The following is a 13,325-nucleotide window of genomic DNA, read 5'->3' as shown; positions in this document are numbered from 1 at the left end:
CGGCGACATTTCCTACCTTTGAAGCCGATGAAACCCAAAGCCACATGGACAAACCCCTACCCTGCCCTTAAGGTTCGAAACCTTGAGCACATCGCGGCACAGAGCCATCCCATGAGTAAATACAACCAGATCTACAGCGATCTGCTTGCCAGCATCACGACCGAACGTCTGGAACGCGGCGCACGATTGCCCTCCGAAACCGAATTGATGGACAGCTACCAGGCCAGTCGCGGCACCGTGCGCAAAGCCATCGAGCAACTTCAGGAGCGCGGTTTCGCCCAGAAAGTCCACGGTAAAGGCACCTTCGTGCTGTCGACCAACCCGATCGAATTCCAGCTGGGCGGCATCGTCAGCTTCCAGGAGACTTACCCGCGACTGGGCAACGACGTCAGCACCGAGGTGGTCGAATTCACCCAGATACCCCTCGAAGGCCCGCTGCTCGAACACATCAAGGCTGAAGAAGGCAGCCTGATCACGCGGATCAAGCGCGTGCGGCGGATCGACGGCAAACGCGTGATCCTCGACATCAACCATTTCGTCAGCGACGTGATTCCCGGCCTCTCCAGCGACATCGCCGAGCACTCGATCTACGCCTTCATCGAGCAGACCCTGCAGCTGCAAATCGCCTATGCCCAGCGCACTATCGAAGCGGTGCCGCGGAGCAAGGATGACCAGCAACACCTGGACCTCGACGGCCAGAGCCATGTGATCGTGGTCAGCAATCAGACTTTCCTGCAGGACGGCCGCCAGTTCGAATACACCGAATCGCGGCATACCCTGGACAAGTTCTACTTTTCGGACGTGGCCCGGCGGTGACACTACACGGTACTGAATCGCAAATAGGCATAACTATGTAGTGCACATTCCTTGAGTGAACGGCTCATCCTCGACGCCCATTTCTCAAGGATAGAGAGCATGAACCCACCCCAAACCCGTCCACTGCCCAATGCCGCCGACAAGGCAGCACTCAGGGCGATTGCAACCACCGTTATCCAGACGTGCCCCAGCCTGCAAGACACGGCCCACGAAGTTGCCAGTGACCTGCTGAAAAAATACGGCATCGTCGGCCTCGATCCGGATCGGCTGTACTTCCATCGCTTCACGGCGGTCCAAAGCAGCTCGAAAGCCTTCACCGGTTGGGAGCATGTCGATGACACGCCGACCTCCTCCATGACCCTGACACAGTTGGTGATCCACCGCTTTCGCGCCACCGACCAGGACAACGCTGACTTGCTCGACCTGTACGGGGGCTTCTATAGCGTCGGCCCAAATGCCGGAACCTTCGATGAAACCAACGAAGTGCGCCTGCATGGCAACGAGGTGCTGAAAGACTTCTGGAGCATTGATTTCAGTTCGCTCTATCGCCAGCGACTGAGCGAATTCTGGAATAACAGTTCCAACGATTTCCGCACGTTGGCCAAATGCAACTTCCTGATTAACGCCGTGCAGGCACGGGACAAACGCCAGCTGAGCGACGAAGATTTCAACCTCGCGGTAAATGCCGTCATGGGGCCGATCACCTGGCCGATCAGCCTGCAACAGTTGCAATCGGAACACCCCGATACGCAATTGCGCGTCCGCGCCTTGGACATCGATGGCTATGTCGCTACTAATGTTCTGCGGATCGTCGCCCCAAAAGGTCGGCAGATCGTTTACCTGCCCGGCGAAACCAATGCCTTCCAGGTGCTGGAAACCATCACAGACATGCACTTCTGGATGTTTCAAAGGATGAACACAGAGGATGCACGTCAGACTTTCATGACCCACTTCCCCCTGGCCGATCGGCAGAAGATCGCCGAAAACCTCTCCGATATCATGAATCGGTTGGTCAGAACGTGGGGCAAGTACGACCATCACATGATCAACCAGAAAAACCAGGTCGTTCAGGGTGATGCATTCAGTTGGTTGCGCGACGCCACCAAAGAGGCAATGTTCACCGAGGCCGAGCTGTCGTTGACCTCTAATGGCGATCTGCGCAAAAAACTCTGGATCGGTTACCTCAGCGCCGGCATCAAAGTGTTCGGTCCGATGGCTGTCGTCGGCTGGCCAATCGCTCTGCCCCTGGTCGGCGCCAGCATTGCCAACATGGGCTTGAACATCGACCAGGCGGTCAATGCAAAAACTGCCGAAGAGCGCAAGGCGGGCATCCTGGGCGCTGTACTCAGTGGCATTGATTTGCTGTTCAACCTGCTCGTCCTGAAAGGCCCCGGTACGCTGGCAGAAGTCGGCCCCGAGGTCGACGCTGCCGAAGCGGCGGAAATGGCCGACCTGATTGAGTCGACGCAATCGGCCAAAGGGACTGGCCCGGCGACCGACCTCGAGGTTGCGGAACCACGCACTACGCCATCAAGCGCGAAGGTGCCCAAGGCCTGGGTAATCGATGAGCCACTCAGCGAAGATGCTCTGGAGCATGAACCGGGTAAATTTCAAGGCACCTACCGGCTCGCGTCCAATCCTTCAAGGGCAATCAAACTCAACGACACCGCCTATAACGTGCGCTTTGAAAACGATCCCAACGGGCGTGGTCATTGGGCAATCATCGATCCGGCCAACCCTGATGCCTTCTCAGGGTCGGTTCCCGTACGTTTAAGCGAAGGAAAATGGGAGATAGTTCCCAGGTTGGGTCTGAGGGGTGGCATGGAAGTACCGCCTGTTACTGCCGGTGGTGCGACAACTGAAACTGTCGTCGAGGAATGGGCGCGATTGCCCGGCGTTCATGTCCCCGGGCTGGAAGCCTCTGAAATGAGGGAATTGGCACTCGGAGGGGCAGACTTGCGCGGTGGCGAAACAGACGCGTTGCGCGAGTTGGAATGGGCTCACCGGGAACCTCGCACAATTCTGGTTCGCGACGCCAGGGCTTGGTACGAACTTCATCCACCGGCTCCCCGAATGCCGGTATCGGCCGCCCAGTTGATCGAAACACCGGCCGAGCTGCTTGATTCGGCATTCGCGAGTAAGCCGGGGCTGGTCATCGGCGAAAGCTACGGGAGTATCGGCAGCAAACAGTTCCTGATCGAAAACATGCCCGCCCTCGCGCAACGCGGAGTGAAGACATTGTATTTGCAGGAATTACTGGCAAACCTTAATCAGCTTGATCTGGACGCCTTCGCACGAACCGGCGAAATGCCTGAAGAGCTGGAAAATTACCTGAAGAAACTCGACATCAAAGCGGGCAATGATCCCGCTGGCAAATCCAATCTGCTGGCGCTAGTAAAAGCCGCCAATGCCCAGCGTATCCGGGTTCAAGCCATCGATATGTCGATGACTTACAACATCGGTAGGGACCCTTTTTCCCGGCCGCCTGATGACCAGATGGCGCGTAGTTTTTTCGCCAGCGAAGTCATCCACGCCAGTGAAAGTTTCAAGGGGCCGGCGAAATGGGTAGCCTTGGTCAATCAGGAAAACATGACGACCTTCAGAGGCTATCGGGGCATCAGCGAACAGACTGACGCGCTGAGCATTCGTATCGACGACGTGACGCCGGGTCAGGCACAACCCATCAGCGTCGACCCGGGACTCGCGGTGGAGTATGCGGATTATCCGGACTCTCCTGTCGATGAGGCGGTAGGACTGACTGATCCCGACAGCGTCCAGGCGCTGATCAAAGGCGACTGGCGCGTGCAGATGCAAACACCTTGGGCCTACAGATCCTCGCAGGAGTTGAAATCGCTATTACCGGAACCGGGGATGTTTACCTTTCAGCGTTACAGAAGCAGCGTTTTGGTGGTTTATCGCAACGCCAATCATCAAATGGCTGACAGCGTCATCCGGTCGACACCCGGTGGCAGGCTCAATCTTGATACCCCTTTAGCGCCCGCCTACGAGTCCATGACTGTGGATAACCTCAATGCACTCAAACAGCGATTAATCGCCAGGGGCATGAGGCCAATGGGCTGGTCTGAATTGGCTGACGAACTCGCCCCCACCCTGCCACAGACTCCACAAGGCCCCACGGTGCCGGACAACTGGCAAGCCAACGAACTGCTCGAAGGACTCACGCCCGTCAGCGAGACCGGAAACCACCAAGGCATTTACCGACTCGACTCCGAACCTTCCACTGCCATCATGATGAACGACGCCGCGTACTACGTGCGCTTCGAGGGCGATATCAACGGTGAAGGACACTGGATGATCATCAATCCAGAGTTTCCCAACAGATTCCCGGGATCGATTCCCGTACGCCTGAACGCGCGAGGTGAATGGGAAACCATGCCACGCAGCGGCCTCAAGGGCGGCGGAAAGACGCCTGAGCTGACAGTGCCGCCAGTGGCAGGTCTGCCCGCCTCGCCCTATGAGGTTCCACCGACGCAGAGAGCGGCCCTGAAGGCGGGCGCCGACGGGCATGAAACCTATGCGCTGCGAGATGAGTACGACAGCCTCAAGGAAAATGATCCCTTCCGGGATTTCAAAGCCAGCAGAAAACGCCTTTATCGGGATGCAGCGCGGTTTTACGACAATCTTGAACTGCCCCCGCGCCCGCCCATTCCACAACTCGCCCCCGATGCCTCGGCGCAAGAAATCATCGAGGCCACGCTGGAGCATGCGCGGGGGCTGGTCATTGGCGAAAGCCATAGCGATATCGGCAGCAAGCAATTCCTGATCAACAACATGGAACTGCTGGCCCGAAACAAAGTGAAGACGCTTTACATGGAACATTTGCTGACCGACTTTCACCAAGCGGATCTGGATACCTTTGCCGAAACCCAAGTGCTATCCGCAGAGCTTGAGAAATACCTGAAAAATCTCGACATCGGCCACATGAGCGATCCCCTTCGCCGCTACACGTTTCTCGCACTGGTCAAGCAGGCTGGAAAGTACGGCATCCGGGTTCAGGCACTCGATTCCATGGCGAGTTACCGGATCGACGGCTTGGTGGTGCGCGACACGCAAGGTCAGACCATTGCCGACGGGGTGCGCCAGAAAATGATGAACTACTTCGCCAGAACCATCATCCGTTCCGATCAGGCGGTGCGAGGTGCTCACAAGTGGGTGGCGCTGGTGGGCAACACCCACTCCAACAGCTACAAGGGGATTGCCGGTATCTGCGAACTGGAGGAAGCCATCGGGCTGCGCACTGAGGATGTTGCTGAAGGCAGCGCAACCGGTATCGATATCGATCCGGGGGCAAGCATGCTTATCGAAAACACTCCGGGCAGTGCAAGTGCCACGGTAAAGGGCGACTTGCGGCTGCGAGTGGCAGTCCCCTGGATGTCACAAACGATGCCCAAAATCGAGCAACTGCTGTCACGTGCGGGAATGTATACCCTGAAGCGGGATCCGCTCTCGACCTATGTAGTGCACCGCAGTCGCACGAATGAACTGGTATTCACCCGCATCAATGCTGATGGAGACCAGTTCTATATCGAACGTGCGCAGTGGGTTTCAGTGAGTGGCAAGCACTATGGCAGCATCAAAGAACTGTTACGGGCACTCGACACTACGGGCATGAGGCTGGCGGGCTGGTCGAAACCGCTGTAATCGGCAAAAAAAAACCGTGTAAAATCGAATTCACACGGTTTTTTTCTAGCTCAAGCCATCACGGCCTGCATGGGATCATTCCCACTCAATGGTCGCTGGCGGCTTGCTCGACACGTCGTACGTGACGCGGGAGATGCCTTCGATTTCATTGATGATGCGGCCGCTGACGGTTTCCAGCAGTTCGTAAGGCAGGTGTGCCCAACGCGCGGTCATGAAGTCGATGGTTTCCACGGCACGCAGGGCCACGACCCAGGCGTAACGACGGCCATCGCCCACGACGCCAACCGACTTCACCGGCTGGAACACCACGAATGCCTGGCTGACCTTGTGGTACCAGTCGGCTTTACGCAGTTCTTCGATGAAGATGTGGTCGGCGCGACGCAGCAGGTCGGCGTATTCCTTCTTCACTTCACCGAGGATCCGCACGCCCAGGCCCGGGCCCGGGAACGGGTGACGGTAGACCATGTCGTACGGCAGACCCAGTTCCAGGCCCAGACGACGAACTTCGTCCTTGAACAACTCGCGCAGGGGCTCGACCAGCTTGAGGTTCATTTCTTCCGGCAGGCCGCCCACGTTGTGGTGCGACTTGATCACGTGGGCCTTGCCGCTTTTGGCGCCAGCCGACTCGATCACGTCCGGGTAGATGGTGCCTTGGGCCAGGTACTTGATGTTGTCCAGCTTGCAGGATTCGGCGTCAAACACGTCGATGAACGTACGGCCGATGATCTTGCGCTTCTTCTCGGGGTCCGACTCGCCTGCCAAGTTATCGAGGAACTGGTCGGCAGCATTGGCGCGGATCACCTTAACGCCCATGTTCTCAGCGAACATGGCCATCACTTGCTCGCCTTCGTGCAGACGCAGCAGGCCGTTGTCGACGAAGACGCAGGTCAGTTGGTTGCCAATGGCTTTGTGCAGGAGCGCGGCAACTACTGAGGAATCAACGCCGCCGGACAGGCCGAGCAATACGTTGTCGGTACCGACCTGGGCGCGAATGTTGGCGATGGCGTCTTCAGCGATTTTCGAAGGCGTCCACAGGGCTTCGCAGCCGCAGATGTCAAGGATGAAGCGCGACAGGATGCGACCGCCCTGCTTGGTGTGAGTCACTTCCGGGTGGAACTGCACGCCGTAGTAGCCGCGAGCGTCGTCGAACATGCCGGCAATCGGGCAGCTCGGGGTGCTGGCCAGGATGTGGAATTCCTGCGGCATCTTGGTGACTTTGTCACCGTGGCTCATCCACACGTCGAGGCCGAACAGGCCGTCGGCGTCGATGTGGTCTTCGATGCCGTCGAGCAGGCGGCTCTTGCCGACCACGTCGACACGGGCGTAACCGAACTCACGCAGCTCGGAACCTTCCACCTTGCCGCCCAGTTGCTCGGCCATGGTCTGCATGCCGTAGCAGATACCGAAGACCGGAACACCCAGGTCGAACACGGCTTGCGGTGCGCGCGGGCTGTCGGCGACGTGTACGGACTCGGGGCCGCCGGCGAGGATGATCCCTTTCGGCGCGAATTCGCGAATCGCTTCGTCGTCCATGTCGAACGGATGCAGTTCGCAGTACACGCCGATTTCACGCACGCGGCGGGCAATCAGCTGGGTGTACTGGGAACCGAAGTCGAGGATCAGGATGCGGTGAGCGTGAATGTCGAGGGCCATGGAGTCAGTCTCGTCTATGCAATTCGAATAAAGAGAATCAGAAACAACTCGGGGCTGAAAACAGCCCCGGTTACTTAACTTATTGCTGGAAGCCTCAACCTACGCGGTAGTTTGGCGCTTCTTTAGTGATTTGTACGTCGTGAACGTGGGATTCGGCCATGCCAGCACCGGTGATCCGCACGAACTCTGGCTTGGTGCGCATTTCTTCGATGTCGGCGCTGCCGGTGTAACCCATCGAGGAACGCAGGCCGCCCATCAGTTGATGGATGATGGCGCTCAGGGTGCCCTTGTAAGGAACACGCCCTTCAATACCTTCCGGAACCAGTTTCTCAGCGCCTGCCGAGGAGTCCTGGAAGTAACGGTCGGAGGAGCCTTGAGCCTGGGACATGGCGCCCAGCGAACCCATGCCGCGGTAAGCCTTGTACGAACGACCCTGGAACAGTTCGATCTCGCCCGGTGCTTCTTCAGTACCGGCGAACATCGAGCCCATCATCACGCAGGAAGCACCGGCAACGATGGCCTTGGACAGGTCACCGGAGAAACGGATGCCGCCGTCGGCGATCAACGGAACGCCAGTGCCTTCAAGGGCAGCGGCGACGTTGGCGATGGCGCTGATTTGCGGGACGCCGACACCGGCGACGATGCGGGTGGTGCAGATCGAGCCTGGGCCGATACCGACCTTGACTGCATCGGCGCCTGCTTCGGCCAGAGCCTTGGCGGCAGCGCCGGTGGCGATGTTGCCGCCGATGACCTGCACTTCAGGGAAGTTCTGCTTGACCCAGCGAACGCGGTCGATCACACCTTTGGAATGACCGTGAGCGGTGTCGACCACCACCACGTCAACGCCGGCATTGACCAGGGCAGCGACGCGATCACCGGTGTCTTTACCGGTACCGACTGCAGCGCCAACACGCAGACGACCTTGATCGTCCTTGCTGGCCAGCGGGTAAGCCTTGGCTTTTTCGATGTCGTTGACGGTCATCATGCCTTTGAGGGCAAATTTGTCGTCGACGATCAGCACGCGTTCAATGCGGTTTTTGTGCAACAACTCGCGGACGTCGTTCTTGTCGGCGCCTTCCTTGACCGTGACCAGACGCTCTTTAGGCGTCATCACTTCACGGACAGTGGCTTCCAGACGGTTTTCGAAACGCACGTCACGGGAAGTGACGATACCGACCAGGTCGCCATCGTGCAGCACGGGAACGCCGGAAATGTTGTGCAGGCGGGTCAGTTCGAACAGTTCACGAACCGTGGCGTCAGCCTCGATGGTGATCGGGTCCTTGACCACGCCGGCTTCGTAACGCTTGACCTTGCGCACTTCGGCAGCTTGCTGCTCGATGGTCATGTTCTTGTGGATGATGCCGATGCCACCTTCCTGAGCCATGGCGATTGCCAGACGGGCTTCAGTGACGGTGTCCATGGCGGCAGAAACCAGAGGAATATTCAGCTCGATGCCACGGGTTAGGCGGGTCTTGAGACTGACTTCGTTAGGAAGCACCTCGGAATAACCGGGCACTAGGAGAATGTCGTCGAATGTCAGAGCTTCTTGGCTGATACGCAGCATCGCGGGGGCTCCCGAGCGGGAAAATGGAAGCGCGCCATTATAGTCAGACACCCCCTCGGGTTCAATGTAAAACTCTGTCTATTATTAGCATTACTGATATACGGGGATTGTCGCGTCCTACAGCTCGACTTTCACCCAACTGACAGGCTGATCAAGCCAATCGGCAAACTCGTCGATAAAGCTCTGCTTGAATCCGGCCTCTGCCCAATTGTTGAAGATAAAACCCAAGTTGGAAAAGCCGCATTCCTGCAGGAAAAGAAAGCCGTTGATGTCATCTTCATGTCCGCATTCCGGGCAGGTGAAGTTATCGGTACGCCCCGGCATCCACTCTTCCAGGCTGTCGAACAGCGCTTCGCCGACTTCCTTGCGGCACTCGGCGCAGCCCGCCTCTTCAAGGAAACCCTTGGCCGGCGTATAGATGCAGCGCTTGGTGATGATCTCCAGGCCATTGATCGGCTCGCCGAACGGCAGCGCTTCAGGATGCAGCACTACAGCGCGGGCACCGTCGCCGATGGCATGAGCCATGCGGTTGCCGGTGCGGCCGCAGGTGGTCAGCTCTTCCTTGATGATGTTCTTGCGCACCAGCCAACGCACGACCGCCCGGGCCCGGGGTTCGTGCACCGGCAGTGTGGAGATTTTCGGGACGATGATGCTTTGCGAATTCATGGTGCGGCCTGCTGCGAACGCTTTAAAGAAGCCCGGCAGCTTAAGCACCCGGCTTCAGAGGTCAAGTACTCAAATAACGCCCGATCAAGGCAATTCCGCTGACCAGCACCAACCAGGTCACCAGCCGCACGAACGCCTCGCGAGACAATCTCATGGTCAACCGCCGACCGATCCACAGGCCTAATGCCATGGCCGGCAACAAACACAACGCCAATACCAACAAGGGTAGCTCGGCATACACACCTGCGATGGCGAACAGGCTCAAACGCACCACTGTGCTGCAACTGATCAGCGCACTTTGGGTCGCCCGCGCCGCCTCTTTGGGTAACCGACTGTTCAAATAGATCGCATATAAAAAGCCGCCACTGCCAAACAGTGCCCCGAACATCCCGCCGACCGTGCCCATCGGCACTGCCCAGCCGGCAGACAATTGCGTCGGACGGGTTTTGACCCACAAGCTGTAAATCGCGTAGGTGCTGATAAACAGCCCCATCAACAGCAACAACACATCGGACTTCAGATTCAGTAGAAAAATAACCCCTAGCGTGCAGCCCACAGCCATGCACGGCAGCAGCCGCAACAACTCAGGCTTCGCCACATCCTGCCGCGACGGCAGCAGATTGCCGAACGCCGCGACGAAATCCAGCAGCACCAGCAGCGGCACGATCTTCGACAGCGGCATGAACAGGATCAGAATTGGCCCCGCTACCAATGCCGTGCCAAACCCGGCGATACCGAACACGATGTAGGCCAGGGCGATGCCCAACCCGATCATCAGCCAATCCGTAGCGCCGAATGGCCATTGGCTCAACAGTTCAAACAAATTCATCTGCACGTCTTCCTTGAATACAGGTGATGACTTTAAACCTGTGGGAGCGAGCTTGCTCGCGATAGCAGTCCAACATTCAACATCAATGTCGACTGACACACCGCGATCGCGAGCAAGCTCGCTCCCACAGGGGATTTACGCTGGATCATGGAGATTCAGCGTCGAATGCCTTTAAACTGCGCCCCATGATTAAAGATCCCTTTGCAAGACTCGGCCTGGACCGTGAAGTCCTGACTGTCAGCCAGCTCAACGGCCGCGCGCGGGTGTTGCTCGAAGACGTGTTCAGCAACATCTGGGTTGAAGGCGAAATCTCCAACCTCGCCCGTCCGGCGTCCGGTCATGTGTATTTCACCCTCAAGGACAGCGGCGCCCAAGTGCGTTGCGCACTGTTCCGGCAGAACGCGGCGCGGGTTCGTCAGGCGTTGAAGGATGGCCTGGCGGTCAAGGTCCGCGGCAAGGTTTCGCTGTTCGAGGGCCGCGGCGACTATCAGTTGATCCTCGATACCGTGGAGCCGGCCGGTGACGGTGCGCTGCGTCTGGCCTTCGATGCGTTGAAGGAAAAACTCAGCGCCGAAGGCCTGTTCAGTGCCGAGCGCAAAGTACCGCTGCCGGCGCATCCGCAACGCATCGGCATCATCAGCTCGCCCACCGGCGCGGTGATCCGCGACATCATCAGCGTATTCCGCCGCCGCGCGCCGCAAGTGCAGCTGACGCTGATCCCCACTGCCGTGCAGGGTCGCGAAGCCACCGCGCAGATTGTCCGCGCACTGAAACTGGCGGACGCCCGCGGTTTCGACGCGCTGATTCTGGCCCGCGGCGGTGGTTCACTGGAAGACCTCTGGTGCTTCAACGAAGAAGCCGTGGCCCGCGCCGTGGATGCTTGCGTGACGCCGATTGTCAGCGCCGTCGGCCATGAAACCGACGTGTCTATCAGCGACTTCGTGGCCGACGTCCGCGCCCCGACGCCTTCCGCCGCCGCCGAACTGCTCGCGCCGGATTCCAGCGATCTAGTCCGTCGGGTCGAAAGCCTGCATCGTCGCCTAGTGATGCGCATCCGCGACCGTTTGATGCGTGATCGACTGCGCCTGGAAGGCATGTCTCGTCGCCTTCGTCATCCCGGCGAACGTCTGCGCCAGCAAGCGCAACGCCTTGATGACCTGGACATGCGCATGCGCCGCGCGTTCGAACGCAGCCTCAATACCCGCCGCGAACGGCTGATCCGTCTGGAAACCCGCCTCGCCGGGCAACATCCCGGTCGGCAACTGGCGATGCTTCGTCAGCGCCTCGACAACTTTGCCGAACGCCTGCCCCGCGCCATGCGCGAAGGTCTGAAATCCCGTCGCCTGCAACTGCAAAGCCAGATGCAGACGCTGCATGTGGTCAGCCCTCTTGCAACCCTTGCCCGTGGCTACAGCATTCTGTTGGATGAACGCGGCAACGCGATTCGCAGCGCCGAGCAAACCCACACGGGTCAGCGCCTGAAAGCCAAACTCGGCAACGGCGAGCTGCAAGTGCGGGTCGAAGACAATCACCTGACGCCTGTCACCCTTTCTTTACTGGATTGATCCATGCCGCGTTTTTTAGCTCCGTTGCTGTTGCTGTGCCTGACCTTCAACGCCCACGCCGACAGTTACATCACCCGCCTGTTGAACAAACCGGTGCCGGGCGGCGTGGCCGTGGTGGATCTGGGTGCCTCTGCGCAGGCGCCGAAGGCCAGTTATCAAGGCAAGCCTGTGCTGGTGGTCAAGGAACAGAACAACTGGCTGGCAATTGTCGGTGTGCCGCTGACGGTTAAACCGGGCACTCAGCAGGTCAGCAGTGGCGGGCGGAATCTGAGTTTCACGGTCGGCAACAAGAAATACCCGGAACAGCACATCACGCTGAAGAACACGCAGCAGGTCAATCCGAACCCGGAGAATCTCAAGCGCATCGAAGGCGAACTGGCCGAGCAGATTCAGGCCTACCGCACCTTCAGCCCGAACACCCCGAGCAACCTGCTGCTGGACAAACCGGTCAACGGGCCGCTGTCGAGCAAGTTCGGTGTGCGCCGCTTCTTTAATGGTGAGGAGCGCAATCCGCATGCAGGGCTGGACTTCGCTGTGCCTGCCGGCACGCCGATCAAGACGCCAGCCGCTGGCAAAGTGATCCTGATCGGTAACTACTTCTTCAACGGCAACACGGTGTTTGTCGATCACGGACAGGGCTTTATCAGCATGTTCTGCCACATGTCGAAAATCGACGTGAAGGTTGGCCAGCCATTGGCCCGTGGTGGAGTGGTCGGGAAAGTCGGTTCCACCGGGCGCGCGACCGGGCCGCATATGCACTGGAACGTCAGCCTGAATGATGCGCGGGTTGATCCAGCCATCTTTATAGGTGCATTTCAACCTTAGTCGTTGAGCAAGGCTACTGGCCTCATCGCGAGCAAGCTCACTCCCACATCGGATTGTCGGCGCACACTGGATCTGTGTTCACACCGATCAACTGTGGGAGCGAGCTTGCTCGCGATAGGGCCGTCACTGACGCCGTTTATTCCGCATCAAGGTCCTCGATCCCATGGACCTCCCGGTCCGCCAGACAGTGTTTGATCCAGCCCTGGGTGTCCTCTGAGAAGCCGGTCAATTCCTCAGACGTAATCAACTCTCGGGCACACAGCCCGAGCAAGTGAGAGCGGGCCTCATGTCGTGAGAACCTGAAAACACCAAACGCCCAATACAGCTCTTTCTGCCCGGCCTTCAGCAGTTCTTCGCTGGCTTCTATCCGCTCATAAGGCACCAGACTTTTATCCAGCACCGTACGCTCGACCTCCTCCATGATGCGGATACACATGCGCTCATGGGCCAACGGACGCAACGCGCTATAAAGCTTCCAATCTGACTCGTTCATCACCGACTCCTGCCTGCCAGTAGTCCTGTTGAGTGTTTAAGAATAGCCGCCCTGACCGAGCTGCGGCCGCCAACTTTCAATTGCGCATCGTTCAAACCTCGCGCAACCATAAAAACAATCACCACCCTTCACCGCAATTAAATCTCGATAAAGAAGACTTTTAGAGGATTCCTCTCAATTTTTTTCGACCGCTTGCCATCCTTCACCCTCGCGGTTAGGGTTGAAGGCATGAAAACCTCTCACACCCTCATT

At 58.4% G+C, this 13,325-nt stretch carries 9 protein-coding genes; 4 read left to right on the top strand and 5 right to left on the bottom strand.

The window, feature by feature from the left end; translation table 11 throughout:
- Positions 1-111: 111 nt before the first annotated feature.
- Complete coding sequence (gene treR, locus ACYZT7_RS06605) at positions 112-816, top strand: trehalose operon repressor (RefSeq protein WP_462040400.1); 705 nt, start codon at positions 112-114, stop codon at positions 814-816.
- A gap of 99 nt (positions 817-915) precedes the next feature.
- Complete coding sequence (locus tag ACYZT7_RS06600) at positions 916-5,478, top strand: membrane-targeted effector domain-containing toxin (protein WP_462040399.1); 4,563 nt, start codon at positions 916-918, stop codon at positions 5,476-5,478.
- A gap of 75 nt (positions 5,479-5,553) precedes the next feature.
- Here ACYZT7_RS06600 and guaA read toward each other — a convergent pair whose 3' ends face one another.
- The 4 genes from guaA to ACYZT7_RS06580 all read right to left on the bottom strand — a co-directional run bounded on the left by guaA (position 5,554) and on the right by ACYZT7_RS06580 (position 10,190).
- A complete protein-coding gene (guaA, locus tag ACYZT7_RS06595; protein ID WP_462040398.1) occupies positions 5,554-7,131 on the bottom strand; it encodes a glutamine-hydrolyzing GMP synthase in 1,578 nt (525 codons plus the stop codon).
- Between the two features lie 94 nt (positions 7,132-7,225).
- Positions 7,226-8,695, bottom strand: coding sequence for an IMP dehydrogenase (guaB, locus tag ACYZT7_RS06590; protein ID WP_053123503.1), 1,470 nt, complete (start codon positions 8,693-8,695; stop codon positions 7,226-7,228).
- A 117-nt stretch (positions 8,696-8,812) separates the two neighbouring features.
- Positions 8,813-9,361 (bottom strand): sugar ABC transporter ATPase, encoded by a 549-nt coding sequence (locus ACYZT7_RS06585; protein ID WP_282375273.1) that lies wholly within the window; start codon positions 9,359-9,361, stop codon positions 8,813-8,815.
- A gap of 61 nt (positions 9,362-9,422) precedes the next feature.
- Positions 9,423-10,190, bottom strand: a complete 768-nt coding sequence (locus tag ACYZT7_RS06580; protein WP_462040397.1) for a sulfite exporter TauE/SafE family protein — start codon at positions 10,188-10,190, stop codon at positions 9,423-9,425.
- A gap of 185 nt (positions 10,191-10,375) precedes the next feature.
- Between ACYZT7_RS06580 and xseA the strand changes: the two genes are divergently transcribed.
- Both xseA and ACYZT7_RS06570 read left to right on the top strand, forming a co-directional pair.
- Positions 10,376-11,755 carry an exodeoxyribonuclease VII large subunit gene (xseA, locus tag ACYZT7_RS06575; protein ID WP_461968825.1) on the top strand — a complete coding sequence of 460 codons (1,380 nt, stop codon included), beginning with the start codon at positions 10,376-10,378 and terminating at the stop codon, positions 11,753-11,755.
- A 3-nt stretch (positions 11,756-11,758) separates the two neighbouring features.
- A complete protein-coding gene (locus ACYZT7_RS06570; RefSeq protein ID WP_462040396.1) occupies positions 11,759-12,580 on the top strand; it encodes a peptidoglycan DD-metalloendopeptidase family protein in 822 nt (273 codons plus the stop codon).
- Positions 12,581-12,716: 136 nt separating this feature from the next.
- Here the strand turns inward: ACYZT7_RS06570 and ACYZT7_RS06565 are convergent, their stop codons facing one another.
- Positions 12,717-13,073, bottom strand: a complete 357-nt coding sequence (locus ACYZT7_RS06565; protein WP_462040395.1) for a hypothetical protein — start codon at positions 13,071-13,073, stop codon at positions 12,717-12,719.
- Positions 13,074-13,325: the final 252 nt, after the last annotated feature.

It is taken from the genome of Pseudomonas sp. RT4P38, from assembly GCF_054897765.1.
The sequence above is the reverse complement of the archived record's forward strand: the minus strand, read 5'-3'. Positions and strand labels throughout refer to the sequence as shown.

Coding starts and splice junctions, on each gene's coding strand:
- ACYZT7_RS06580 (WP_462040397.1), bottom strand. CDS start 10,190: ATGAATTTGTTTGAACTGTTGAGCCAATGGCCATTCGGCGCTACGGAT.
- ACYZT7_RS06565 (WP_462040395.1), bottom strand. CDS start 13,073: ATGAACGAGTCAGATTGGAAGCTTTATAGCGCGTTGCGTCCGTTGGCC.
- guaA (WP_462040398.1), bottom strand. CDS start 7,131: ATGGCCCTCGACATTCACGCTCACCGCATCCTGATCCTCGACTTCGGT.
- ACYZT7_RS06600 (WP_462040399.1), top strand. CDS start 916: ATGAACCCACCCCAAACCCGTCCACTGCCCAATGCCGCCGACAAGGCA.
- xseA (WP_461968825.1), top strand. CDS start 10,376: ATGATTAAAGATCCCTTTGCAAGACTCGGCCTGGACCGTGAAGTCCTG.
- ACYZT7_RS06585 (WP_282375273.1), bottom strand. CDS start 9,361: ATGAATTCGCAAAGCATCATCGTCCCGAAAATCTCCACACTGCCGGTG.
- ACYZT7_RS06570 (WP_462040396.1), top strand. CDS start 11,759: ATGCCGCGTTTTTTAGCTCCGTTGCTGTTGCTGTGCCTGACCTTCAAC.
- guaB (WP_053123503.1), bottom strand. CDS start 8,695: ATGCTGCGTATCAGCCAAGAAGCTCTGACATTCGACGACATTCTCCTA.
- treR (WP_462040400.1), top strand. CDS start 112: ATGAGTAAATACAACCAGATCTACAGCGATCTGCTTGCCAGCATCACG.